This is a genomic window from Flavobacterium sp. (assembly GCF_044357305.1).
In the GTDB taxonomy this organism is placed as follows: Bacteria; Bacteroidota; Bacteroidia; order Flavobacteriales; family Flavobacteriaceae; genus Flavobacterium.
On sequence record NZ_JBIKPS010000001.1, the window covers coordinates 183060 to 209299 of the forward strand.

Consider the following 26240-nt stretch of genomic DNA (forward strand, 5'->3'; position numbering starts at 1 on the left):
TGAAATGAAGTGTTTAAGAGGATTTTTTACTTCTTTTCAAGGATTTTTTTGGAAATAGTTTCCACTTCATTTAATAATAAAGGGTAGGCTGGTTCGGCCATTCCGGAATGGTCAAATCCTTGCAATTCATATAATCGGATATCTTTATTGTTGTTCAATTTCATCATTCGTAAGAAATAGGCATTTTCTTCGTAACGCCCTAATAATTCCATTTCGCGATCGCCAGTTATGAGCAAAATTGGAGGGGTATCTGCGCTAACGTAAAAAATTGGAGCATACTTATCAATTGTTGGTTGCGTGCTTTTAATTCCTTGCTCTTTTCGGATGGTAAAATGTGTAATGGCTTGTCCGCTAAAAGAAATTAGTCCGGCTATTTCCATAGGATCGATGCTGTATTTTGCCAAATACGACTTGTCCATAGTTATGATTGTTCCCAAATAAGCACCTGCAGAATGTCCGGAAATAAAAATTAATTTTTTGTTACCTCCATATTTTTCAATAGTATTAAATACCCAGGAAACTGCTGCTGCAGCATCTTCAATATAGGCTGGCGCAGTAACATTAGGAGAAAGTCGATATTCCACACCGATTACGGCATAGCCTTTATCCTTCAGGGCTTTAGGGATTTGTTTTTTCCCTTTTGTTAGTCCGCCAACGTGAAACCAAATGATTGTTGCAAAATCCTTTTTATTTTCGGGATAATAAAAATCCAGAGTACATTGAGAATTTATATACGGATCTTTTTTATTAGTGTTTTCGTCATAATAATGGATGTCCGTTTCCGTAATGTATTTCTGTTGTGCATTTGCGAAAAATGCATTTGCAAAAAATAAAAGGATGAATACTTTCTTCATTTGGGGTAAATTAAGATGGAATGAAAATTAAAAAATTAAACACTACAACTTTCTAAAATAGGTTTAGCCCATTGATTGATGTCTGAATAAAATCTTTCAAGTTTCCCGTTTTTAGTTCTAAAAAGAAGTTTTGGTCTAAACGTTTCCATTTATTTGCTGGTTTTGTCTTTGGATTGCTTTTTCAATTTGAAGTTTTTGAAGTTTCTTAAATTTTATTTCCGCAGTTTTTGCTCTTGATTTTACGTCTTTCAATACATCTTTCATCAATAAGTTCAATTCATTGTCTGTAGGTTCAGTATCAAATTTGAAACGATAATTAGAGTTCATAAATCAGATTTTTATTTATACAAATATAATAAAATTAAAGTTCAAGTAGTTAAAAAGCTACTTAACTAAAAACTTCTTTTAAAACCTCTAGTGATTTTGGTTTTTTAAATCCGTCGAGGTGAATGGTATAATATTCCAAAAGAATTTTTAGTAGTATTTGACGTTCAATTCCTGCAAATACTTTTTGGTCGGAGTCAAATTTTAAAGCAATTAGTTTTTGAAACAAAAAAGTTTCGTGTTCCGAGAGGCAACTAATTCCTTGAAAAGGAGTGAAAAATCCTTCATTCATAACGAAAAATTTAGCATCAACATCGGAAATGTCTGGGTAAAAGCCTAGAAATTTGGTAGTTTCTAAAAGTAAAATCAAATGAAAATTGGAAGTTTCTTCGTGGGTATCGAGCCAAGTTAAAGCCGTTTCCAAAAAAGTGAATAAATCTTCATTTTTTTCTTCTTCTTGAATACTATGGTGGAGCATTTCCGAAAGGAACATCACCATGGTACTCTTAACCACATCGGTATTTATGGTTTGAAAGGCCGTGGCAAGTTTGATATCTTTAAAATGTTCTAAAGTGCCTTTATTCTTATGACTGGCTTCAATTTCTAGAATAGTTAATGGCTGAAAATAAGCAATTTTTTGATTGGATTTTTTTCCAGAATAAGCACTCGGAACGAAATAACTTTTTAGCCCATCCGACAGCGTAAAGCATTTTACAATCAAACTTTTTTCTTGGTATCTTAAGGAGGAAAGAACAATCGCTTTGGTTTTTACCAACATTATTTGTGGTTTATAGTTTATGGTTTGTGGTTTATAGTTTGTGGTTTATAGTTTGTGGTTTATAGTTTGTGGTCGTTAAACCACAAACTATAAACAACAAACTTTTATCTAATTATCATTACTTTTTTAATAGTTGTCTCAATACCATCTTGGGCGGAAACTAAAATCATGTACACTCCAGAGGCTACTTTATATTTGCCAAAAGCAGTAGTATCCCATTCAATAGTACCACCTTCGGAAGTGGTTTCGTAAACCAAATTTCCTTCAATATCGGTAATTTTAACGGTAGCTTTATTGGTTAAATTGGCAATTTTTACCGTTCCGATATATTCTGGTCGTACTGGGTTTGGATAAGCATATACACTATTCAAATCGCCACTTGCAGCAGTTGAAGTTCCTTTAAAAGAAACCAATCCTTTGTCGGTAGCAAAAAACACTTCGCCAGTAACACCATCTATTTCTATATCGTTGATGTTATTAGAAGGCAAAGGAGAATTTTCTTTGGTGAAATGGTAAATGGTTTCTTGCCCATTAGACGATACAAGGTACACTCCCGAATCGGCAATAGCAACCCATTTTCTGTTGGCGCCATCTACAGCAATATCAATAATAAATTGATCGTAAAATAATTCTTGTGCTAAATCATTTTCTAGAATAATGATTGCTTTGGTTTGAATGTCGGTTTCGGTAACAAAGGAATCCACGGAAGGGATGATTCGCAAGCCACGAATAGTGCCTATCCAAAGTTGGTTTTTGTTATCTACTGCTACACATCGAACACTAATAGAAGGTAGGTTTCCATCCGAACCTGTTTTAATTCTTAAAAATTTATTACTGTATTTTTCATTAAATGCCATTAATCCGTTGGATCGAAATGCAGGCACCCATTTGGTATCGTTTTTATCAATTGCCATTTTCCCGTAACTCTCATAATAAGGATTTTCCATCAAGCTAGCAAAATCATACGTTTGCCATTGCGCTGTAGATTTTAATTCTTTAAGAGGCTTATTTACAAGAGCATTAGATATCCATAGATTGTTTTTACTATCAAATGCTGCTCCATTCATTCTTACCGAAATATAATTTGGAATTACAGGAACCCATTGTTGGCTTTCGGGACCGTTTGGCGGAGAACTCAACTCATTGTAAATGGAAGTAACCCCATTTTTAATTTTTAACAAACCACTTTGAAAAGAACAAACATAAACTTCATTTTCATCTTTAGGGTTGGGAACAACATCCGTGAGCGATTGTGCTCCGAATAATTGACTAAACGGAATAACGCTCCAGCCTGTTTGAGCATTGAAGGTACTAATAGGTTTTTGAGAATAATCTGGAGTGGGAACAAATGAATTGTCATAAGCTCCATAAGTCACCCATAACTTACTCGGAGCTTTTTTTACCCTAAAAATTTTATTTGCAATTGGTCCGTTTGGAAGTAAAACCGACAGGGTTGTAGGGTTGGAAATACTAGAGGTAATCACCCCGTTTTCGGTGGTACCAATGTAAACTTCATTATTGATGACCGTTGCGCAAGTAAAGGTTGGTGAAATGTTGGGTATTTGCGTGTTTTGAATATGATACACTTGAATCATAGTAGCATCGTAAACAAAAACTTCATTGAGTGTGGCAACAATTAAGTAGTTGTTGTAAGTTCTAATGTCAACTATTTTTTGCGAATATTGTGCTATTTGAACTAAAGAAATTCCATCGTATTTCATTAATTTATTATCCGTTCTCGCGGCAAAAACCAAGTTATTAAAAGTGGCAATTCCATCCCAATAGTATCCAGAAATATCCACCCATTGGTTGTAATCGTTTAAAAACGGATTGGTATAACTCACTTTTCTAATACCACTTCCGGCGGAATTTCCTTGGGTAGCAGCATAAATAAATCCGTTGTTGATACAGGTTTGTTGCACGGATATATAAGTTCCTTGTGGCCCCATATAATACGTATCGCCAAATTCGAAAGTGTTTAAATCAAAAACAGAAATACCATAATTGGTAGAAATATAAAGTTTATTGTTGTATTCTAAAAAATGATTGATTTGTTTTATTCCGGCTGGAACTGGAACCTCATCACGAATTCCCGCTTTGTATAAAATGGTTCCGTCTTGGTTTACTATTAACAACAACCCATTGCTGTTACCTACAAAGGTTTTATTTACTGTTTCACTATGATAAAAAGCAGTAATAGTTTCGGCTTCCAATCCGTCTACTGACGTGAAGGTTTTAATATCATTAGTGCCTAGATTCTTAGAGAAAAAAGCATTCTCCGAAGAAGCAAAAATATTTTGAGAAGATTCTGAAATATCTGTAATTTGATTGAATGAAAAATAGCCTTGCCACTTTGGATTATTTTGAGAAAAACCAAAGGCAAAATTGAATAAAACTAGGATGTATGAAATTCTCTTGAGCATTATTTTCTATAGATTACAATTGCAAATATACTATAAAACGCAATTATATCTATTTTCATATAACGCAATAAAAAAACCTTCTTTCCGAACAGAAAGAAGGTTAGTATATAAGTTTTAAGGTTGTTATTACACGATACCTTGAGCAAGCATTGCATCGGCAACTTTAACAAAACCTGCAATATTAGCACCTTTCACATAGTCAACATAACCAGTTGCATCCGAACCATATTTTACACAAGCTGCGTGAATATTTGCCATAATTGCTTTAAGTCTATCGTCAACTTCTTCTGAAGTCCAACTTAAACGTAAAGAGTTTTGTGACATTTCAAGACCAGAGGTAGCAACACCACCCGCATTAGAAGCTTTTCCTGGAGCAAATAATATTTTTGCGTTTTGGAAAGCAATAACTGCTTCTGGAGTAGAAGGCATATTAGCACCTTCGGCCACACAGATACATCCGTTTGCAACTAATGTTTTAGCTTCTTCTTCGTTTAACTCATTTTGAGTAGCACAAGGAAGTGCAATATCACATTTAACTTCCCAAGGACGTTTACCAGCAACGAATTTTGCATTAGGGAATTTAGTTACATAATCTGAAATTCTTCCGTAGTTAATGTTTTTAATTTCCATTACATAAGCTAATTTCTCAGCTGTAATTCCGTCTGCATCGTAGATATATCCTGAAGAATCGGACATTGTTACTACTTTACCACCCAATTGCGTAGCTTTTTCAGTTGCATATTGCGCAACATTTCCAGATCCAGAAACTACTACAGTTTTTCCTGAAAAGCTATCTCCTTTAGTTGCAAGCATGCTTTGTGCAAAATACACATCACCATATCCTGTAGCTTCTGGACGTATTAATGAACCTCCAAAAGAGATTCCTTTTCCAGTTAAAACTCCAGTAAATTCATTTCTTAATCTTTTATATTGACCAAACATGTAGCCAACTTCTCTTCCACCAACACCAATATCTCCAGCAGGAACGTCGGTATCAGCACCAATATGTTTAGATAATTCGGTCATGAAAGCTTGACAAAATTTCATGATTTCAATATCTGATTTTCCTTTTGGATCAAAATCAGCTCCACCTTTTCCTCCACCCATTGGCAAAGTGGTTAAGCTATTTTTGAAAGTTTGCTCGAAAGCAAGGAATTTCAAAATACTTAAATTAACCGATGGATGAAAACGAATTCCTCCTTTGTAAGGTCCGATGGCAGAGTTCATTTGAATTCTGTAACCTCTGTTAACTTGAGTTTCGCCTTTGTCGTTAATCCATGTTACACGGAACATGATAACTCGTTCTGGTTCAACCATTCTTTCCAAAAGCATTTTGCCTTCGTACTTTTTATTTTCTTCGATAAATGGGATTACTGTTTCGGCAACTTCCTTAACTGCTTGTAGAAATTCAGACTCGTTAGGGTTTTTTTTAGCAACCGCTTCAATAAAGTTGTGGATACTTTGTGACATAAAATTATAATATTAATGTTTAAGAAAACGTTTTCGTAATATTTGACAAATATACATTTTATTAAAATAACGGCACAATTTTTTTTATATTCTCATAATTATTATATTTTCTCTAGTAATATTTGATGATAATTAAAATAATCTCCTTTTTTTAATTCCTTTCTAACTTTTTTTCACACTTATTTAAGTATTTTTTTTATTTTATTTCATTACTAATGATGTTTTCATATATTTGACGATTATATAATTAAAAAAAAAATTATGCTTAAAAAAGCAATTCTTTTTATTACCATTTTAACAATTACATTTTCTGCTTATTCTCAAAATGGATTTGGCGGCAGTTATACTGAAGTTGGAGTTTTTACTGGTCCCGTCTTTTTTAAGTCCGATTATGGGGAGAGGGGAAATTTTGAAAATTTTGAAAAAAATAGTGGATTCTCTATAGGTGCATCCTATTATTTGTCAACAATAAATAATTTTAAAGGTCTTCAAGATAATTTTAAATTAAGGCTGGAAATATCTTACACCAAAGCTGATTTTAAACATTATGGTAAATATGTTGACGCATCTAGCACCTCGGTATTTACTAATCAACTTAGAGGCATGTACGGATCAACTTCTTATAGTTCTTTGGGATTTCAAGTTGAATATTACCCATTTAAAACAGATGATTATAACAGAGGCTATAGTTTCAGTCCTTATATAAGTTTTGGACCTCATGTTAATTATGTGAGTGTAACTAGTAGATCGACCTTAGGAGAATTAGGAACCTCTGTAACCACCCCTAGAAAATATATGGGAGGCTATAAAAATGGTGGAATGACTGTGGCATCAGTAACAGGGGCAATTGGAACCCGATATAAATTATCTGACTACCATTCACTTTTTGCAGAAGTAAGAGGACAATATTTCTTTTCTGACTGGGTAGATGGATTAAATCCTAACAAAGCTCTTTACAAAGAAAACAAAAGTAATGACTGGTGTGTTGGTTTAAATTTAGGGTATATATATTACTTTAATTAATACATAAACTCTAGTTGTATTTGTTATTTACTTTATAAGTTCAGCTGGGATTTTGAAACACAAAATATTTACCAATAAATTAAAACCATTAAGATATTAAGCTTTTCATAACTATGAATGAATCTTAATATCTTAACGGTTTTAAAAATAAATGAATGTTCACACATTATCGGCAATACCTTTTATCTAAATGCCTGTTCTAAATCGGAAATTAAATCGGAAATATCTTCCACTCCTACACTCAATCTTACTAAGTCATCGGTAATTCCAACTTCCAATCGTTTATCTTCTGGAATGGATGCGTGTGTCATTAATGCCGGATGATTCGCTAACGATTCAACTCCGCCTAGAGATTCTGCTAAAGTGAATACTTTTAGTTTTTCTAAAAAGGAAATGGCGTCTGCTTTTTTTTCCGATTTGAAAGTAAAAGAAACCATTCCACCAAAACCACTCATTTGTTTTTCAGCAATATCATGGTGCGGATGATCTGGCAAACCAGGATAATATACCCGTTCTACTTCCGGATGGTTGCTCAAAAATTCGGCAACTTTCATTCCGTTTTCACAATGTCTTTGCACGCGTAAATGCAAGGTTTTAATTCCTCTCAAAACCAAATAGCTATCCATTGGCCCTAGAGTTCCTCCAGTTGCGAATTGCTTGAAATGCAATTCTTCACCCAAAGTTTTATCTTTAATTATTAGTGCTCCAGCAATAACATCGCTATGACCACCAAGGTATTTGGTTGCCGAATGCATTACAATATCAGCACCTAAATCTAGTGGCTTTTGCAGATAAGGCGTTGCAAACGTATTGTCTACTGCAAAAAGCAGCTTGTGTTTTTTCGTAATTTTGGCAATTTCTTGAATGTCTGCCAATTTCATTAACGGATTGGTTGGCGTTTCTACCCATACCAATTTGGTGTTTTCGTTGATTAAAGATTGGAATTTATCCAAATCGTTCATATCCACAAAATGGAATTTGATGCCGCTATCTTTGTATAATCTAGTGAATAATCGATAGGTTCCACCATATAAATCATCCATTGCAATGATTTCGTCTCCTGCTTTAAACATGCGTAGCAAACAATCAGTAGCTGCTAAACCAGAAGCGAATGCCAATCCTCGAGCACCATTTTCTATCGCTGCTAAAGCATCTTCTAATGCTTGACGTGTAGGATTAGCAGCACGGCTGTATTCGTAATCTCCCACAGGTTGCCCCGGACTAGTTTGTGCATAAGTGGAGGTTTGAAAAACGGGAGTCATTACTGCTCCAGTTACTTTATCGTGGTGTTGTCCACCGTGAATTACTTTAGTATTAAATTTCATTTTAGTTTGTTTTTAGCAAAGGTACTAAGTTTATATAAATTTTCTAATTTGCATCATAATTCCGAGGTGAAGCGCCTCATGGTAGTTGTTAAATTCAATGGCATCCGTTGCAGATTTCATGGTAAAACCCGACATCGAGGTGAATTCATTATAGTTTTGAAATAGCTTTTCGCTAAAATCTTTTTTAGTTTTTTCTAAAGTAGAAAACAATAACGCCTTCATTTCGTTTACTTCTATTTGGCTTACAGAATGTTCTGGTTTGCTTCCTCTTTTATATTTATCTGCCATTTCGTCGTAAATCATCATAGGTAAATCGGATAGTTTATAGACCAACATTTGTTGCACTACAATACAATGACCAATATTCCAAATAAGGTTGTTACTAAAACCCTCAGGAATAGCATTCAATTGTTCTAAAGAATGATTTTCTAAAAAATTGCGAAGTACCGTTCTGCTGGTTTGGTTAATGTTAAAACTGGTTTCCATAGTGATTTTTTTAAATTATAATAATATGAAATCGTCTGTTTTCGGTATGGAATTCATCACATCCAATGCCAGTTTAGGCGTTGGAATTGCTAGCTTCCGCAAATGCGTATCCATCCAAGCACCGTCAATAGTGATAACCGCGCAAAGGGTGTTTTTGTCGTCGCGCAATTCATGCACGATGGTCCATCGAGAAGCATCGGCTTTCATTTTTCCAATTTTGGTACTAATAGTGATTTGATCTTCCAAATGAATTTCTTTTCTAAAAACACATTCCTCCCGAAAAGCAATGGGCCCAAAATGCTGTTCTTTCATGACTTGCATCGTTAAGCCTTGTTGTGCTAGAATTTCTATACGATGTTGTGCTCCAAAATCATAATAAGCCGTGTGACGCATATGAAAATTGGGGTCTAGATCTGCCCAACGAATGGATATCGTTTTAGTAAATGTACTCATTATTATAATTTTTCTCAAAATTAATCAGAATAATCCTAGCAACCTTACACTATAGCTAAATTAATAGTTTCTTAACTCATTTATTTTAAAGGTTTGAATTGGAAGACCTCAATATTCAGTTCAAAATCCTACTTTTGCAAAAAGAAATTCCAATGACAAACAAAATATATTATTTAGCCTCCTGCGATACTTGCAGGAAAATCATAAAATCACTTCCTAATTCGGATAGATTGGAATTTCACGACATTCGTCAAAATCCAATTACCGAACAAGAACTAGAAGAACTACATTCTTTATCCGGAAGTTATGAGGCTTTGTTCAGCAAGAAAGCACAATTGTATAAGTCCTTGGATTTGAAAAATAAAACCTTGACGGAAGACGATTATAAAAAATATCTTTTACAACATTATACCTTTTTGAGTCGCCCTGTTATCCTTCTTAATGGTGAAATTTTTATTGGAAACACGCAACCCAATATTTTGAAATTAACTAAAGCCATGGCAAGTGTCTAAAAGAAAATGGGCTTTACTAGCCGCAACTTTAGTGTCTATAATTTATGGAGTGACGTTTACCATTGCCAAAGATGTAATGCCAAAATACGTAGAACCCTTTGGATTTATTGCCATGCGGGTAGGTGGTGCCGTTATTTTATTTTGGTTAGTTTCCTTTTTCGGACCAAAAGAAAAAATTGCAATGGGGGATTTTCCTCGAATTATTGCTGCTGCTTTCTTTGGAGTAGCTTTAAACATGCTTTCTTTTTTTAAAGGATTGAGTTATACTTCGCCAATTATGGGAGCCGTTTTAATGGTTACCACGCCAATGATAGTTTTAATTCTTTCGGCTTTTATTATAAAAGAACGAATGAGAAAACGAAAAGTTATTGGGATACTTTTAGGGTTGGCCGGAACCATAACTTTAATCCTTTACGGAAAATCTATGGTGAATGCTCCAAATGCTACTTTAGGAAATTTATTAGTTTTTACCAATGCCTTTTCTTATGGAATTTACCTTGTAATCGTTAAGAAATTGATGGATAAATACAACGCATTCACTTTCGTAAAATGGATTTATACCTTCGGATTTATCATGGTTTTACCTTTCGGATGGAATGAATTCCAGGCCGTACAATGGGCTATTATCCCGATGGATATCCTTTGGAAAATTGGATTTGTAGTAGTATTTTCTACCTTTATTACGTATTTATTCAACTTGCTTTCCATGAGAGAGTTAAACCCCACAACAATTGCGGTTTTTGTTTATTTGCAACCTTTTTTTGCAACTATTTTCGCTGTAGGATTAGGTAAAGACGAACTGAGTTGGATAAAATTACTATCGGCATTATTAATTTTTGTGGGAGTTTATTTAGTAACTCAGAAGAAAGTGAGTAGTGATCAGTAATCAGTGCTCCATATTCAGTATTCAGTAGCATGTCCTTATAAAACTGAGCAGTGAACACTGAACACTGAACACTTTTTTATATATTTGAAGTCAATTAAAATAATAGAATGATACAATCCATGACCGGTTTTGGAAAAGCATCTTTGCAATTACCTACCAAAAAGATTACCGTAGAATTAAAATCACTAAACAGTAAAGGTTTAGACTTAAATACTCGAATGCCTTCTATTTATAGAGAAATGGAATTGGGTTTACGCAACCAGTTATCCCAACGATTGGAACGCGGAAAAATTGATTTCTCTTTGTATATTGAAGTTACTGGAGAAGACACTTCTTCTAAAATCAACGTGCCTATTATTAAGGGATATATTGCCCAAATGAAAGCCATTATGCCTCTTGCAGATGAAGTAGAATTAATGAAAATGGCAATTAGAATGCCGGATGCATTAAAAACAGAACGCGAAGAAATTGATGAAAACGAATGGAAGGAAATCCAGAAAGTGATTGATCAAGCGCTAGAAAACATGGCGCAATTCCGAAAAGATGAAGGTGTTTCTTTAGAAAAAGAATTTTTACACCGTATCGCCAACATCATGACGTTAATGAATGATGCTGTTGCCTACGATGCCGAACGTGTGGAAACCGTAAAAAACAGATTGCGAACTGCCATTGAAGACTTGCAACTTGCTGTTGACGAAAGCCGTTTTGAACAAGAGTTGATTTTCTATTTAGAAAAATACGATATTACCGAAGAGAAAGTTCGTTTGGAAAACCACTTGAATTATTTCATCGAAACCCTTGCTGGAACGGAAGCCAACGGAAGAAAATTAGGTTTTATCACCCAAGAAATGGGCCGCGAAATCAATACCATGGGATCTAAATCCAACCACACCGAAATGCAAAAATTGGTGGTGATGATGAAAGACGAATTGGAGAAAATTAAAGAGCAAGTGCTTAATGTTCTTTAACATCCTGCAAGGTTTTTTAACCTTGTAGGTATTAATTTTACAAAATAAATGAGGATGAGATTGCTTCGTGCCTCGCAATGACAAAATAATGAATAAAGGAAAATTATTAGTATTCTCAGCGCCATCGGGCTCCGGAAAAACGACCATAGTAAGGCATTTGCTTACCAAAGAAGATTTGAATTTGGAGTTTTCCATTTCGGCTGCAACACGGGAACCTCGTGGGCAAGAAGTAGATGGAAAAGACTATTATTTCATGTCGATTGAGGAGTTTAAAAAACACATCAAAGCCGATGATTTTATAGAATGGGAAGAAGTCTACCGTGATAATTTTTACGGAACTTTAAAAAGTGAAGTGGAACGTATCTGGGCAAAAGGCAAAAACGTGATATTTGATATTGATGTTGCTGGCGGATTGCGAATTAAATCGAAATTTCCAGAAGAAACCTTAGCAGTTTTTGTTAAACCACCAAGTGTGGACGAACTAAAACGAAGACTAAAAGAACGTTCTACCGAAAGTGATGATAAAATCAATATGCGAATTGCTAAAGCCCACGTGGAATTGGCAACGGCTCCACAATTTGATAAAATCATTAAAAATTATGATTTGGATGTGGCCAAGGAAGACGCCTATCAATTGGTGAAGGGGTTTGTGAATAGTAATTTGTAAATATGTACTTCAGCTAAAAGTGAAAACTATAACATGGACGAAATAATAAATAAAGTTGCCAATTCTTCCCTTCAAGTTTTTGACTTAGAAGATCACTATCCAATTGGAATTCGAACACAAATTGATATTTCAAATTGGCTAATTGAAGGTTTTCTTTTGAAAGAAAAAGACTTTAGAGAAGCATTAAAAAATCATGATTGGAGACAATATCAAGATCATTTTGTTGCCCTTCATTGTTCTACAGATGCTATAATTCCTGCATGGGCAAGTATTTTAGTAACTGTTTATGTTTCTCCATTTGCTAAAAAAGTTGTTTTAGGTAGTATAACGGATCTTGAAACTTCGTTATTTCAAGATGTTCTTTCTAAAATTAATTATAATACCTACCAAGATAAAGCTGTTATCTTGAAAGGCTGTTCTAAAAAATCTGTTCCAGAAAGTGCTTATATTTTCGCAATTCAGCATTTGCAACCATTTGCCAAAAGCATTATGTATGGAGAAGCTTGTTCTGCCGTACCACTATATAAAAAACGGTAAAACCACATTTTACACAACCAAAAATAGTGCTTATTAACGAATATTGGAGTTATTCGTCGAAAAAAAATTATGCGTTTCCCCTTTATTATTTTGGAAAAGTTAAATAGTTTTTAATTATAAACTATTAATTTTTAGATAGTTAAGTACTACATATACAAAATTTTCATTCTGTATTTTAATGCTTTTATTTGCCGTTTATAATTTTCTTGATTTTGGAAGGATTATGTTTTTAAATACCTTTGCAAATCAATAAAAAACAAAGAGTATATGAATAAAATTATTTACACAATTACGTTTCTCTTTAGCGTTACTTTTCTATTTGCACAAACAGCAGAAAAAGAAAATTTAAAGCAAAACGAAGCTGCAGCAGCCAGGAAAACGGAAGAGTTGCCTAACGGATGGAAAAAAACCGGGAAGATCAACTTTTTATTTAATCAATCGGCATTTAATAATGCTTGGATGGCTGGAGGAACCTCAAGTATTGCTGGAAATATTGGATTAAACTACGATTGTAATTATAAAAAAGAAACTATAGTTTGGGATAATAAATTTATTGCTGCTTATGGTTTAACCAAATTAAAAGGTGCAGAACGAAATACTAAAACGGATGATCGATTAGAATGGAATTCTCTTTTCGGAAAAAAAGCTTCGGGGTATTGGTATTATTCTGCATTCTTAAATTTTAAAACCCAAATGGATAGTGGTTTTGATCCAACAGGTGCTACTAGAATTTCGCATTTCTTTTCACCCGCATATTTACAAGTAGGACCTGGAATGTTATGGAAAAAAAGTGATAATTTAAAAGTAAACATTGCACCAGCAACATCAAGATTAATAATTGTAGATGGGCAGTTTACAAAGTTAGGCACTTCTTTTGGTGTAGAACAAGGAAAGACGATTCGATACGAATTTGGAGCTAGTGTTTCTGGATATTATAAATTGAATTTGATGGAAAATATATCTATGGAGAATATTTTGAATTTATATTCAAATTATTTAGATAAACCAGAAAATATTGATGTAGATTATCAAATGAATTTAGTAATGAAAGTTAACAAATATATGTCGGCCAATGTTTCTTTTCAAGCTATCTATGACGACAATGCCAATCCGGTTAAATCGGAAGTGCAAATTAGAGAAGTGTTTGGTTTGGGTGTAAATTTCGGATTCTAAAATCAAACTATTCTAAATCAAAAAGACCTTTTAATTAAATTTTAAAAGGTCTTTTTGATTTAAAATTATTCTTTATCTTCCTCTGCATCTGCATAATCGGGATATAAGAATTTATTGTAAGGAAAACGAGTGATATGAATCTTTCGTACCGCTTCGTAAACTGTTTTTCTGAATTCTTCAAAGTTTTCTTTATTGGTTGCCGAAATAAACAAAGCTTTGTTTTCTCCCATGGTGTGCATCCAAGTTTGTTTCCATTCTTCTAGGGTATAATGTTTTTTGGTCCGTTCGGTAATTAAATCGTCGTCTTCAATGGTTAAATGTTTGTAGGCGTCAATTTTATTGAAAACCATGATTATTGGTTTGTCATTACTTTTAATATCTAATAAAATTTTATTAACCGCTTCTATATGATCTTCAAATTCAGCATGCGAAATATCTACAACATGCAGTAATAAATCAGCTTCTCGAACTTCATCCAAAGTACTTTTAAAAGACTCAATCAATTGCGTAGGTAATTTCCTAATAAAACCAACGGTGTCCGAAAGTAGAAATGGCATATTTTTTATCACCACTTTTCTGACGGTGGTATCTAAAGTAGCAAATAATTTATTTTCTACAAACACATCACTTTTCCCAATAGCATTCATAAGCGTAGATTTTCCAACATTGGTATATCCTACTAATGCTACTCGAACCATTGCGCCACGATTACCTCTTTGAACGGACATTTGTCTATCAATAGTTTTTATTTTTTCCTTTAATAAGGCAATTCTATCTCGAACAATACGTCTATCAGTTTCAATCTCAGTTTCTCCAGGTCCACGCATTCCAATACCCCCTTTTTGTCGTTCTAAGTGGGTCCACATTCCGGATAATCTAGGAAGCAGATAGATACATTGCGCCAATTCTACCTGAGTTCTTGCATAGGAAGTTTCAGCTCTTTGTGCGAAAATATCTAGTATTAGATGGGTTCTATCTAGAATTTTGCAATCAATTATTTTAGAAATATTTTTTTGTTGGGAAGGAGAAAGTTCATCATCAAATACAATAGTCGAAATTTCATTCTCTTTTACATAAAGATTGATTTCTTCTATTTTTCCTGTTCCTAAAAAAGTTTTAGGGTTCGGTTTATCCATTTTTTGCCAAAATCTTTTTACCACTTCACCACCAGCCGTATAGGTTAAAAATTCTAGTTCGTCTAGATATTCTACCAACTTCTCCTCGGTTTGGTTTTGGGTTACAATTCCAACAATTATGGTTTTTTCAAAATTTATTTTTTCTTTTTCTATCATAATAATTTATCTGCAACAAATTTAAGCAATTGATGTTGTTTTTGATTAAAATCACACGTTAAAGAAATAAAAAATAATAATATTTCACTATTTAATGATATTTTCTGTCGAAATTTAATATTTTTTTTTAAATTTGGAAATTATAACAATTTACCTTTTACCCAAATTTATTAAAATAAATTAATAATAATGAGAAAAATTACCTTTTTACTATTCGCTTTATTGTTTTCTTTTATTGGTTATTCCCAATTTCCAACCCCAGGAATAGAGGGATTTGAAAACACTACAGGACCTGCTATTGCAACTCCAATAGCTTCCTCGCCTTGGAATTTAGGCACTGGTGCCACAGGAAATCAATGGGCAGTATTTGACAATGGAGTTCCAGCACCAGTAGCAGGACAAATAAGATGGAATAGAGCTCTGACTAATTTTTATTCAGGCACACAAGCAGCTTTTATAAATAGAAAGCAAATTGGAATTGGTAATACCTCAGCAGATTATTTAGCAACTCCTTTAGTTACTGTACCATCAAATGGGCAGTTACTTTTTTATACAAGAACTGGACTTAATAATACGAATGCCGTTAATTATTTAATAAAGGTAAACACTATTACAACTGCAGCTTCTCAAACCATTGTTGCCAACTACACTAATACGGTACAAACGTGGAATGAAACCACAATAGCAGCTGTATATAACGTATATGAATTAAAAACTGTAGACCTATCGGCTTATGCTGGTCAACAAGTATATATTGCATTTGTTAAAGAATATACGCAACCAACTGCTACATTAGCAGGAAATAGTTGGTACATAGACGAGGTTAAATTAGTTCAACAATGTATTGCGCCAACAAGTACTTCATTAACTGCAACAAATATTACAACAACTTCTGCTGATTTATCATGGTCAGCTAATGGCAACACTTCTTGGGAAATTGAAGTAGTTCCTGCAATAGGAACTCCTACAGGAGTTGGGGTTACTTATAATGGAGCATTACCTTATCCTGCTACTGGATTAACTCCTGCTACTGGATATGTATTTTACGTAAGGTCAAAATGTTCTAACAGTGATAGCGTCTGGGTTGGTCCATTTAACTTCACAACATTAACGCCTGGATTAACATGTCCAACAGCAATAATAATTCCACCTGCATTGCCTTATAGCACATCCGATACGACTGCAAATTATGCAGACACTTATGATGTAACACAGCCAGCGCTTTGTGCAGGAACTGCTACAAACTATATGACAGGTAATGATGTATTTTACACCTTTACGGCTGCAACAACTGGAGCTGTCAGCATTACTATGACTCCAGGGAGTCCGGCGGCTACTAATTCAGGTATATTTGTATACCAAGGTTGTGCTAATGTTGGGGTAACTTGTTTGGCTGGAGTTGCAAATGCAACTGCGGGAGTAAGAGAAATTACTAGTTTGAATGTTACCGCTGGACAAACCTATATTATTGTACTGTCTTCGACTTCTGCTACACAAACGTATCCTTACACCTTATTAATACAACAATTAAATTGTGCACAACCAACTGCTTTAGCAGTACCTACGGTAACTCCAACGGGAGCTCAATTATCTTGGACAAGTCCAGCTGCTATTTCATGGCAATATATAGTTCAACCTGCAGGGGGAACAGTACCAATAGTTCCAGGAACTACTACTGCTTCAAGTACTAATACAATGGTTTCTGGTTTAAGTCCAGACACTGCCTACCAATATTGGGTTAGAGCAGATTGTGATGGTGGTGGCACAACATTTAGTGCATGGGCAGGTCCTTTCTTGTTTACTACTGCAGTAGCTCCCCCAGCATGTGGTGGGCAATTCGTTGATGATGGAGGTCAAGCAGGTAATTATCCAAATAATTCAACCAATGTCATTAATACAATTTGTCCTACAGCAGGAAATCAAGTTACGGTAACTTTTACAGCATTTAATACAGAATTAAATAATGATACTTTAAAAGTATATGATGGGAACGGAATAACAGGGACTTTATTGGCAACCTATTCCGGTACAACAATTCCTGCACCTATTACTTCATCCTCACCCGATGGTTGTTTAACTTTTGTTTTTAATTCCAATGGTACTATCGCTTCTACAGGATGGGTAGCTGATGTAACATGTGCGCCAGCACCAAGTTGCCAAAAACCAATTTTATTAAACATCCCATTTGGGACAGTAGTATATGATTCGGTAACTCTTGCATGGACACAACCAGCTAATCCAGATGGCAATGCGCCTTCAGCATGGGATATTATAGCTTTGCCATGTGGTTCGCCTGCTCCAACAGCGGGTACGACAGCAGATGTAATGGTTTTTGAAAACCCATATATATATACTGGATTATCTCCTTTAACATGTTATGATTTTTATATTAGAGCGGTGTGTGAGAATAATAGTGATTGGGTAGGCCCCGTTAATGCTACAACTCCTATTGCACCACCAATTTGCGGAGGTAATTTTGTAGATACTGGAGGGCCTTCAGCAAGTTATGCAAATAATGCCAATTATTCTTCTACGATTTGCCCAACGAATGCCGGGGATCAAGTAACAGTTACTTTTACAGCTTTTAATACACAATTAAATACCGATATATTAAAAGTTTACGATGGAAGTGGAACAACGGGTACCTTATTAGGTACTTATTCAGGACCTACTCTTCCGCCAGTTATTACCTCATCTTCACCTGATGGTTGTTTGACTTTTGTATTTACATCAAACGCGACTACAATAGCATCAGGTTGGTTGGCGAATGTAACTTGTGCGCCAGCGCCACCTTGTCAAAAACCAATCGTATTAAATATACCAGCCGCAACTGTATTATACAATTCAGTTTTAGTAGCATGGACACAACCAGCAAGTCCTGATACTTCTATAGCTTCAGCATGGGAAGTAATTGCTTTGCCATGTGGTTCACCTGTGCCTTCTGCTACTGCAACTGGCGTTATCACTGCGGCAACGAATCCATTTACGGTAACGGGATTAACTCCGTTAACGTGTTATGATTTTTATGTAAGAGCAGTTTGTGATGCTACTAATACTAGTTCTTGGACTGGACCTGTTAGCGCAACAACACCAATTGCTCCACCAATATGTGGTGGGAATTTTGTAGATCCGGGAGGAATTGCAGGAAACTACGGTAATAATATTACTGCTCTTAATGGTGGAACTACAATAATAAATCCAGTAAATGCTGGAGATCAAGTAACCGTAACTTTCTCAGCATTTAATACACAATTAAATACGGATATATTACAAGTATATGATGGAGTAGGAACTTCAGGAATTCTATTAGCAACGTATTCGGGACCTTTTATTCCTCAACCAATTACATCTTCCTCTCCAGAAGGATCTTTAACTTTTGTATTCACCTCTAATGGAAGTACAGTAGCTTCTGGATGGTTAGCAACTGTTACTTGCGCACCAGCGCCACCTTGTCAAAAACCAATTGTATTAAATATACCTCCAGTAACTGTATTATATAATTCAGTTTTAGTAGCTTGGACACAACCAGCAAACCCTGATACTTCTATTGCTTCTGCATGGGAAGTAATTGCTTTGCCATGTGGTTCAATAGCACCTTCCGCTTCTGCAACAGGAGTTATTACTGCAGCAACTAATCCATTTACAGTAACAGGATTAATACCTTTAACTTGTTATGATTTTTATGTAAGAGCAGTTTGTGATGCTACTAATTCTAGTTCTTGGTCAGGACCAATTTCTGCAACAACTCCAATTGCGCCACCAATATGTGGTGGTAATTTTGTAGATCCAGGAGGAATTGCAGGAAACTATGGTAATAATATTACTGCACTTAATGGTGGAACTACAGTAATAAACCCTGTTAATCCTGGTGATCAAGTAACAGTAACATTTACTGCATTTAATACACAATTAAACACCGATATATTACAAGTATACGATGGTATTGGAACTTCAGGTATCTTATTAGCAACTTATTCAGGTACTACAATTCCTCAAGCAATTACTTCATCCTCTCCAAACGGATCTTTAACATTTGTATTTACTACTAATGGCACTACAGTTGCTTCAGGATGGTTAGCAAGTGTTACTTGCGCTCCTGCACCACCTTGTCAGAAACCAATAGTTTTGACCACACCGTCTGCAACAGTATTATATAATTCCATTTCATTAGGCTGGACGCAACCTGCAAATCCCGATGGATCTATTGCTTCAGCATGGGAAGTAATTGCTATACCATGTGGCTCACCAGCACCTTCAGATACAGCAACAGGTGTTATTGTTGCAGCAACTAATCCAATAACAATTTCAGGATTAAATTCTGCAACTTGTTATGACTTTTATGTAAGAGCAGTATGTTCTTCAACAAGTTCTAGTTCTTGGGCAGGTCCAAAAACAACTAGCACGGCAACATGTTCTGTTCCTACTTTAGTTTTAAGTGGGTCCGACTCTTTAACTACTGCTACAGTTTCTTGGACGGAAACAGGAAGCGCAACACAATGGGAAATTATTTATTTACCTCAAGGATCTCCAGCCCCAGGACCAGGTTCAATTGGAACAATTGTGAATACAAATCCTACAACTATTACTGGATTAAGTGTTGGATTATTTTATGATGTTTATGTTAGATCTATTTGTACATCTAACAGCGAAAGTGGATGGTCAGTACCTTCTAACTTATATGTTAACCCACCATTACCAGAATGTGCTGGAGTAGATTTAAATTTAACAACTACTAGTCCTGGTCAATTAGATATTTGTCCAGATAACAACTGCGTGAATTTAGCAGCTACCTATACCGATTCTTACGATACTACTTCGTATGATGTGTTTTCAGCACCTTATTTGCCAGCATTTCCTTTTACAGGCGGAACACAAGTTTCTGTAAATATAGATGACGTTTGGTCTGGAGATTTACCAATTCCATTTAAATTCTGTTTTTATGGCGTGCCTTACAATGCCTTAAATATCGGTTCTAATGGTGTAGTAACGTTTAATACTCATGCTGCAGGATCAAATTGTCCTTGGGCATATACAGCTCAAATACCAAGTACTACCTTCCCAATTTTAAATGCTATTTATGCACCTTATCAAGATACTAATCCAAGTATTTTAACTCCTCCAGCGGTACCAAATATTAATTACCAAGTGTTAGGTATAGCTCCTTGTAGAGTTTTTGTAATAAATTTTAGTAAAGAGGCTCAATTTAGTTGTGCAAATAGTGTTGGTCTTCAAACAAGCCAATTGGTTTTATATGAAACTTCTAATGTTATTGATATTTATATTCAAGACAGAACTGCATGTACAACTTGGAACTCTGGAAGTGGCGTAATCGGAATTCAAAATGCAACTGGTACTAATGCTGTTGTTCCTCCTGGAAGAAATACTGGAACTTGGGAAGCACATAATGAAGCTTGGAGATTTTTACCAAGTGGCGCTTCCAATGTTACTTTTCAATGGCTTCAAAATGGAGCGCCTTATACTCCAAATTTAAATGCTAATGTGTGTATTACACAGGACACTAATATGACCGCACAAGCTACCTATACTGCTTGTGATGGAACCCAAGTTATTAAATCAGAAAATGTATTGTTACACCTATTAACACCTGTAACTCCAACATTTACACAAATTCAACCATTATGTCAAGGAGTTACTGCGCCGATTTTGCCAACAACTTCTACAAATACTCCTGGTATAACTGGAGTTTGGTCTCCAGCAACAATTGACACTTCAGCAACAGGAACTGTAACATATACATTTACACCTACAGCTGGACAGTGTGCGGAACCAACAACAATGAACGTAACAGTGACTAATAGTATTACACCAATATTTACTACTCCTGCTCCAATTTGTTCTGGAACGCCGGCACCAGTGCTTCCTACTTCTTCTAGTAATGTGCCTCCAATAACAGGGGTTTGGTCTCCAGCAACAGTAAGTAATACTGCCTCTGGGACTTACACATTTACACCAGATACAGGACAATGTGCTGTTTCTACTACGCTAGATGTTACGGTTAATAGTAGCTGTGCTTTGGGTAGTAATGCAAGTGCCGTATGGTTAACCAATTGTGCAACTTCTAATTTCTTTAACACGATAGGTTCTGGAACCGATATTATCGGGCCAATTGGAAATGTGTTTACTAACTCAAATTTAGGAACCTATGTTCAAAACTCTAATACCTTTATATTAAGAGGCGCAGAAGTAAAAACATTCAAATCTCCTACTGCAAATGTTTGTAGTGCTCGTTTAAACTATAGAGTTTATCCTGCTGCTACAACACCAAGTGCTTTCCAAATTATGGATTTACCTTTGTTCGAAAGTTGTACAGGAAGTACCTACCCAACGGGAGGACCATGTATGACAGGAGATCAAAAATGGCAAAGAGTAGTTGCGAATGGAACTACTACACCATACTCTCCAGTAAATTTAACAGCTTACGCTCCCGGAAATTATGTTTTACAAGTATATTATGATATTTCAGGAAGCGCATCAAGCACAACCGGCTGTGATCAAAATATATTAATTGATAATAATGGAGCCTATTTTACCGCTACCTTTACTATTCAAGCGGAACCAGTTTATGTAAGTACAAACCCTACTACTTGTGGTGGAACAAATGGTACTATTACCATATCTGGTATGGCTCCAAGTACTACTTATGGGGTATCTTACCAACAAGGATCTACTGCTGTTGGTCCATTAAATTTAACTTCGGATAATTCTGGAGTAATAGTAATTAACGGATTAAATGCAGCAACTTATTCTAATTTCTCTATAACATTAAATGGTTGTATATATCCATATGCTACTCCAATTGTTTTAGTTGACCCTATTAATCCAACGGTTTTAGTAAATAGTCCTACCGTTTGTGCTAATCAAACTGCAACTGTAACTGCTACACCAGGTTTTACTGGAAATTACAGTTATGCTTGGACTGTTCCAGTAGGAGCAACCCCTCCTGGGAACGTTGCTACTTTTACAGCTACAATTGCTGGGGCATATAGTGTTATTATTACAAATAATGTTACTGCTTGTTCAAGTACAAGTGCTTCAGGAACGGTGACTTTTAATGCTCTACCAACTGTAACAGTTAATAGTCCTACCGCATGTCAAGGGCAACCTGCAATCGTAACAGCTACGCCATCACCTACCGGAACTTATTCTTATGTTTGGACTTATCCGGTTGGGGCAACCAATCCAGGAAACGTCTCAACTTTCAATGCTACAGTAAGTGGAATATATTCAGTAATTGCTACTAATACTGTTACAGGATGTTATAGTATTAGTGTATCCTCTACCGTATCTATCAATCCTGTGCCAGTTGTAACTGTAAATAGTCCAACAATTTGTGGAGGAGTAGCAACCGTTACAGCTACTGTTACTACCCCTGGTATTTATACTTATACATGGACAGTTCCTGCAGGAGTAACTAATCCTGGAAATGTAGCTAGTTTTACAACTACCGTTTCAGGACTTTATACTGTTGTAGTAAATAATGTAAGTAGTTTATGTAATACTGGATTTGATGACCCTATAGGGGTTCCTACAGGTGGATCATTAATGGTTAATCAATCTGTTTTTGCTTGTTGGAAAACAACTGCATCTGATGGAATGATTGAAGTATGGTCTTCAGGTAATGAATCCACACCTTCTTATTCAGGAACTCAATTTATTGAATTAAATGCTAATCTAGTTTCTACTCTTTATCAAGACATCAGTATTTTACCAGGTTCGACAGTAAATATTTCTTTTGCTCATAGAGGTCGTTTCAGTGGAACAGATGTAATGCGAGTAGAAATAGGACCTATAGGTGGGCCTTATGTTAGTTTAGGAGATTTCTCAGCTACACCTGCTGCTTGGGTTTATAATACTGTAGCTTATACTTTCCCTACAAATAGTAATTTTAATTATTCCCTTCGTTTTGTATCCGTAAGTGCTGGAACATCCCAATTATCAGTTGGTAATTTTATAGATGCTATTTCAATGACAACGGCTAACTGCCCTGCAACCGCATCTGGTACGGTGACTATTAATACTATAGTAACACCAACCTTTACAGCTATTGCACCAATATGTTCAGGTTCAATTGCACCATTGTTACCAACCACTTCACTAAATTCAATTGTTGGAGTTTGGTCACCTGCGGTTATAAATACAACTGTTGCAGGAACTACACCATACACATTCACGCCTAACGCAGGAGAATGTGCGGACCCATTAACAATCAATGTAACTATTAATTCAGTTCCAGATCCAACTGTTGTAGTAATAACTCAACCTTCTTGTGCAACACCAACAGGAACTATACAAGTTACTTCGCCTATTTCAAGTCCAGGTACTTTATTGCCTACGGATTTATTTATATCTGAAGCAACTGATTCTAATTCTGGATCTTTATCTTATATTGAGTTATACAATGGAACAGGTGCTTCAATTAATTTATCGAATTATTCTATAAAAACCGCTAATAATGGTGGTGCTTACGGATTTACATTACCATTAAGTAATATAACTATTGCTTCCGGAGCATCTTATGTTGTAGCTTTAGGAACAGGAGGAGCAAGTGTATGTACTTCAATACTTGGTGGCGATGGTTCATTAGGAGCACAAAGTAATGGTTCAGGTTCGGTTAATTTCTCAGCTGGTGGAAATGATCATTATGGTCTATTTAATGGCGCAACTCTTATAGATAGTTGGGGCATTTTTGGAGACGGTAATTGGGCTCCAACTAGTATTGGTACTGAAGGTGCAGATTTTAGAAGAAAAAATACTATTTCTCCTTTACCAAATCCTACTTATAATAATAACGATTGGAATGTATTAGATTATGCAGGAAGTCAAATTTGTGCTAACAACGATTATTCTAATATTGGATTATATACTCTAAACACAACAGCTACAAACTATCAATATAGTGTAGATGGAGGCTCTTACCAATCTAGTCCGATTTTTAGCGGATTAACTCCTGGTGTGCATACCATTACTGTTCAAGATGTACTAACTGGATGTATTTCAATAACTGTAAATGTTACTTTAACATCGCCTATACTTAATCCTTCGGTAAGTACATTTAGTTATACTTCACCAGTTTGTATAGATGTAGCTTCAACATTAACTCCAGATACTTCTGCTGTAGGATTTACAACGGGGGGAACTTATACGTTAACTTCTGGAACAGGTTTAAGTGTAAATGCATCTACAGGTGTAGTTAATTTAGCAACTGCTTTACCAGGAACTTACCAAATTACTTATGCAGTCCTTGCTAATCTAGCTTTATGCCAAGATGCTAGCTCTACTACTACTACTTTGGTGATAAATACAAAACCAACGGTGACTGTAAATAGCCCAACCGTTTGTTTAGGACAAAATGCTGTGGTAACTGCAACTTCAGGATCAGCAGGAACTTACTCTTATGTATGGACTGTGCCAACTGGTGCAACTAATCCAGGTAACTTAGCTACTTTTAATGCAACAGTTTCTGGTGTATATAGTGTAATTATTACTAACACAATAACAGGATGTACTAGTATTTCTGCTTCAGGAACTGCTAATTTAAATTCTGTTCCAACTGTTACAGTTAATAGTCCAACTGTTTGCGCTGGAACAAATGCAGTAGTTACGGCCACTCCAGGAGTTGCAGGAACTTATACTTATACTTGGACTGTGCCAACTGGAGCAGCTAACCCAGGAAATGTAGCTTCATTTACTGCTACTGTATCTGGAACCTATACTGTTTCCATATCTTCGGGTGCGGGCTGTACGAGTACCATTGCAACTAGCACCGTAACAATTAACGCTGAACCTACTGTTACATTAAATAGTCCAACCGTTTGTGATGGACAAAATGCAACTGTTACAGCTACCCCAGGAACAACAAGTACTTATACTTATGTATGGACAGTGCCAACTGGAGCAATTAATCCAGGTAATGTTTCTACATTTAATGCAACAGTTTCAGGAATATATACAGTTATTATTACAAGCACATTAACTGGATGTATTAGTGTTTCTGCATCAAGTACTGTCACTATTAATCCTATACCAACTGTTACGGTTACTAATACAACTGTTTGTACTGGTATAAATGCTGTGGTTACAGCTACCCCAGGAGTTGCAGGAACTTATACCTATACATGGACAGTACCATCTGGAACAACTAACCCAGGGAATGTAGCTTCATTTACTGCAACAGTATCTGGAAACTACTCTGTAACAATTACATCTGCTGCAGGTTGTACAAGTTTACCTGCTTCTAGTACAGTAATTATTAATGTACTTCCTGTCGTTTCTGTTTCTAATGCTACTATTTGTCAAGGCGCGACTGCAACTATAAATGCTACGCCATCTACTACAGGAAACTATACTTATGCATGGTCTGGCCCTGTTGGGTCTAACCCAGGAACTTCTGCAACAGTTACTACAACAATAGCAGGAACTTATTCTGTGATTATTACCAATACAGTAACAGGTTGTGTTAGCACAAGTGCTTCTGGAACAGTTAGTTTTAGTCCAGCATTTGATTTTACTCTTTTAGGTCAATGTGTAGACAATAAATTTACTTTAGAAGTAATTCCTTCTGGAAATTCATTTGATTTGAATTCAGCTACTTTTAATTGGACTTTAAATACAAATAACATTGGAACTAATCCTACATTTGATGCTACCACTTATATTGGCGGACTAACACCTCCTGCTTCATTTCCTCTAACTTTCTATGCGACTGTAACTGTTAACTCTTGTGTTCAAACACATAGCATATTAGTAGATAGGGTTTATTGTGACATCCAAAAAGGTATCTCTCCAAATAATGACAATTTAAATGACTTCTTCGATTTACGATTGATGAATGTGCAACAATTGGAAATCTTTAATAGATACGGAACGAAAGTTTATACTAAAATGGATTATACAAACGAATGGATTGGACAATCTAATACTGGAAATGAACTTCCTGACGGAACCTATTACTATGTGATTGATTTTAAAAACAATCAACCTAGCACTACAGGATGGATTTATATAAACAGAGATTCTAAATAATTAGCAAAGTAAAATGAAAAATCTTC

General features: G+C 35.4%; 17 protein-coding genes. 8 read left to right on the plus strand and 9 right to left on the minus strand.

Translation table 11 applies throughout. From position 1 onward, the window contains the following. Positions 1 to 26: 26 nt before the first annotated feature. From ACIQ2J_RS00835 to gdhA, 5 genes are all read right to left on the minus strand, one after another. Positions 27 to 854, minus strand: coding sequence for an alpha/beta hydrolase (locus tag ACIQ2J_RS00835; RefSeq protein ID WP_396165543.1), 828 nt, complete (start codon positions 852 to 854; stop codon positions 27 to 29). Positions 855 to 989: 135 nt separating this feature from the next. Then, on the minus strand, positions 990 to 1181 hold the full coding sequence (locus ACIQ2J_RS00840; protein WP_396165545.1) for a hypothetical protein: 192 nt from the start codon (positions 1179 to 1181) through the stop codon (positions 990 to 992). A gap of 61 nt (positions 1182 to 1242) precedes the next feature. Next, positions 1243 to 1956: a DNA repair protein RecO gene (gene recO, locus ACIQ2J_RS00845; RefSeq protein ID WP_396165547.1), complete on the minus strand. Its 714-nt coding sequence runs from the start codon at positions 1954 to 1956 to the stop codon at positions 1243 to 1245. Positions 1957 to 2060: 104 nt separating this feature from the next. Beyond that, positions 2061 to 4379 carry a T9SS type A sorting domain-containing protein gene (locus tag ACIQ2J_RS00850; RefSeq protein ID WP_396165549.1) on the minus strand — a complete coding sequence of 773 codons (2319 nt, stop codon included), beginning with the start codon at positions 4377 to 4379 and terminating at the stop codon, positions 2061 to 2063. A gap of 126 nt (positions 4380 to 4505) precedes the next feature. Beyond that, positions 4506 to 5849: an NADP-specific glutamate dehydrogenase gene (gene gdhA / locus ACIQ2J_RS00855; RefSeq protein WP_396165551.1), complete on the minus strand. Its 1344-nt coding sequence runs from the start codon at positions 5847 to 5849 to the stop codon at positions 4506 to 4508. 261 nt (positions 5850 to 6110) lie between these two features. Here gdhA and ACIQ2J_RS00860 point away from each other — a divergent pair, with 261 nt between their 5' ends. Continuing rightward, entirely contained in the window at positions 6111 to 6872 is a 762-nt protein-coding gene (locus ACIQ2J_RS00860) for a THC0290_0291 family protein (RefSeq protein ID WP_396165553.1), read from the plus strand. 182 nt (positions 6873 to 7054) lie between these two features. Here ACIQ2J_RS00860 and ACIQ2J_RS00865 read toward each other — a convergent pair whose 3' ends face one another. Genes ACIQ2J_RS00865 through ACIQ2J_RS00875 form a run of 3 tightly spaced genes read right to left on the minus strand, consistent with a single transcriptional unit; the run spans position 7055 to position 9136 of the window. Further along, positions 7055 to 8197: a cystathionine gamma-synthase gene (locus tag ACIQ2J_RS00865; protein ID WP_396165554.1), complete on the minus strand. Its 1143-nt coding sequence runs from the start codon at positions 8195 to 8197 to the stop codon at positions 7055 to 7057. A gap of 30 nt (positions 8198 to 8227) precedes the next feature. Then, the gene (locus ACIQ2J_RS00870; RefSeq protein WP_396165556.1) at positions 8228 to 8683 is read right to left on the minus strand and encodes a DinB family protein; all 456 of its coding nucleotides are present in this window, start codon (positions 8681 to 8683) and stop codon (positions 8228 to 8230) included. A gap of 15 nt (positions 8684 to 8698) precedes the next feature. Then, positions 8699 to 9136, minus strand: a complete 438-nt coding sequence (locus ACIQ2J_RS00875) for an acyl-CoA thioesterase (RefSeq protein ID WP_396165558.1) — start codon at positions 9134 to 9136, stop codon at positions 8699 to 8701. Between the two features lie 152 nt (positions 9137 to 9288). Between ACIQ2J_RS00875 and ACIQ2J_RS00880 the strand changes: the two genes are divergently transcribed. From ACIQ2J_RS00880 to ACIQ2J_RS00905, 6 genes are all read left to right on the plus strand, one after another. Beyond that, entirely contained in the window at positions 9289 to 9648 is a 360-nt protein-coding gene (locus ACIQ2J_RS00880; protein ID WP_396165560.1) for an arsenate reductase family protein, read from the plus strand. Continuing rightward, positions 9641 to 10534 carry a DMT family transporter gene (locus ACIQ2J_RS00885; RefSeq protein ID WP_396165563.1) on the plus strand — a complete coding sequence of 298 codons (894 nt, stop codon included), beginning with the start codon at positions 9641 to 9643 and terminating at the stop codon, positions 10532 to 10534. Before ACIQ2J_RS00880 ends, ACIQ2J_RS00885 begins: the two co-directional genes overlap by 8 nt. A 107-nt stretch (positions 10535 to 10641) precedes the next feature. After that, positions 10642 to 11502, plus strand: coding sequence for a YicC/YloC family endoribonuclease (locus ACIQ2J_RS00890; protein WP_396165565.1), 861 nt, complete (start codon positions 10642 to 10644; stop codon positions 11500 to 11502). An 88-nt stretch (positions 11503 to 11590) separates the two neighbouring features. Next, a complete protein-coding gene (gene gmk / locus ACIQ2J_RS00895; protein WP_396165567.1) occupies positions 11591 to 12169 on the plus strand; it encodes a guanylate kinase in 579 nt (192 codons plus the stop codon). A 33-nt stretch (positions 12170 to 12202) separates the two neighbouring features. After that, positions 12203 to 12706, plus strand: coding sequence for a DUF2480 family protein (locus ACIQ2J_RS00900; protein WP_396165569.1), 504 nt, complete (start codon positions 12203 to 12205; stop codon positions 12704 to 12706). Between the two features lie 267 nt (positions 12707 to 12973). Beyond that, positions 12974 to 13879, plus strand: coding sequence for a DUF3078 domain-containing protein (locus tag ACIQ2J_RS00905; protein WP_396165571.1), 906 nt, complete (start codon positions 12974 to 12976; stop codon positions 13877 to 13879). 65 nt (positions 13880 to 13944) lie between these two features. Here ACIQ2J_RS00905 and hflX read toward each other — a convergent pair whose 3' ends face one another. Beyond that, a complete protein-coding gene (hflX, locus tag ACIQ2J_RS00910) occupies positions 13945 to 15171 on the minus strand; it encodes a GTPase HflX (RefSeq protein ID WP_396165573.1) in 1227 nt (408 codons plus the stop codon). 189 nt (positions 15172 to 15360) lie between these two features. On the opposite strand from hflX, the gene ACIQ2J_RS00915 reads away from it, so the two are divergent. Further along, positions 15361 to 26214 carry a fibronectin type III domain-containing protein gene (locus ACIQ2J_RS00915; RefSeq protein ID WP_396165574.1) on the plus strand — a complete coding sequence of 3618 codons (10854 nt, stop codon included), beginning with the start codon at positions 15361 to 15363 and terminating at the stop codon, positions 26212 to 26214. Positions 26215 to 26240: the final 26 nt, after the last annotated feature.

Bases quoted from the DNA above. Each gene is read 5' to 3' on its own strand.
- ACIQ2J_RS00835 (WP_396165543.1), bottom strand. From the start codon at position 854: ATGAAGAAAGTATTCATCCTTTTATTTTTTGCAAATGCATTTTTCGCA.
- ACIQ2J_RS00840 (WP_396165545.1), bottom strand. From the start codon at position 1,181: ATGAACTCTAATTATCGTTTCAAATTTGATACTGAACCTACAGACAAT.
- recO (WP_396165547.1), bottom strand. From the start codon at position 1,956: ATGTTGGTAAAAACCAAAGCGATTGTTCTTTCCTCCTTAAGATACCAA.
- ACIQ2J_RS00850 (WP_396165549.1), bottom strand. From the start codon at position 4,379: ATGCTCAAGAGAATTTCATACATCCTAGTTTTATTCAATTTTGCCTTT.
- gdhA (WP_396165551.1), bottom strand. From the start codon at position 5,849: ATGTCACAAAGTATCCACAACTTTATTGAAGCGGTTGCTAAAAAAAAC.
- ACIQ2J_RS00860 (WP_396165553.1), top strand. From the start codon at position 6,111: ATGCTTAAAAAAGCAATTCTTTTTATTACCATTTTAACAATTACATTT.
- ACIQ2J_RS00865 (WP_396165554.1), bottom strand. From the start codon at position 8,197: ATGAAATTTAATACTAAAGTAATTCACGGTGGACAACACCACGATAAA.
- ACIQ2J_RS00870 (WP_396165556.1), bottom strand. From the start codon at position 8,683: ATGGAAACCAGTTTTAACATTAACCAAACCAGCAGAACGGTACTTCGC.
- ACIQ2J_RS00875 (WP_396165558.1), bottom strand. From the start codon at position 9,136: ATGAGTACATTTACTAAAACGATATCCATTCGTTGGGCAGATCTAGAC.
- ACIQ2J_RS00880 (WP_396165560.1), top strand. From the start codon at position 9,289: ATGACAAACAAAATATATTATTTAGCCTCCTGCGATACTTGCAGGAAA.
- ACIQ2J_RS00890 (WP_396165565.1), top strand. From the start codon at position 10,642: ATGATACAATCCATGACCGGTTTTGGAAAAGCATCTTTGCAATTACCT.
- gmk (WP_396165567.1), top strand. From the start codon at position 11,591: ATGAATAAAGGAAAATTATTAGTATTCTCAGCGCCATCGGGCTCCGGA.
- ACIQ2J_RS00900 (WP_396165569.1), top strand. From the start codon at position 12,203: ATGGACGAAATAATAAATAAAGTTGCCAATTCTTCCCTTCAAGTTTTT.
- ACIQ2J_RS00905 (WP_396165571.1), top strand. From the start codon at position 12,974: ATGAATAAAATTATTTACACAATTACGTTTCTCTTTAGCGTTACTTTT.
- hflX (WP_396165573.1), bottom strand. From the start codon at position 15,171: ATGATAGAAAAAGAAAAAATAAATTTTGAAAAAACCATAATTGTTGGA.
- ACIQ2J_RS00915 (WP_396165574.1), top strand. From the start codon at position 15,361: ATGAGAAAAATTACCTTTTTACTATTCGCTTTATTGTTTTCTTTTATT.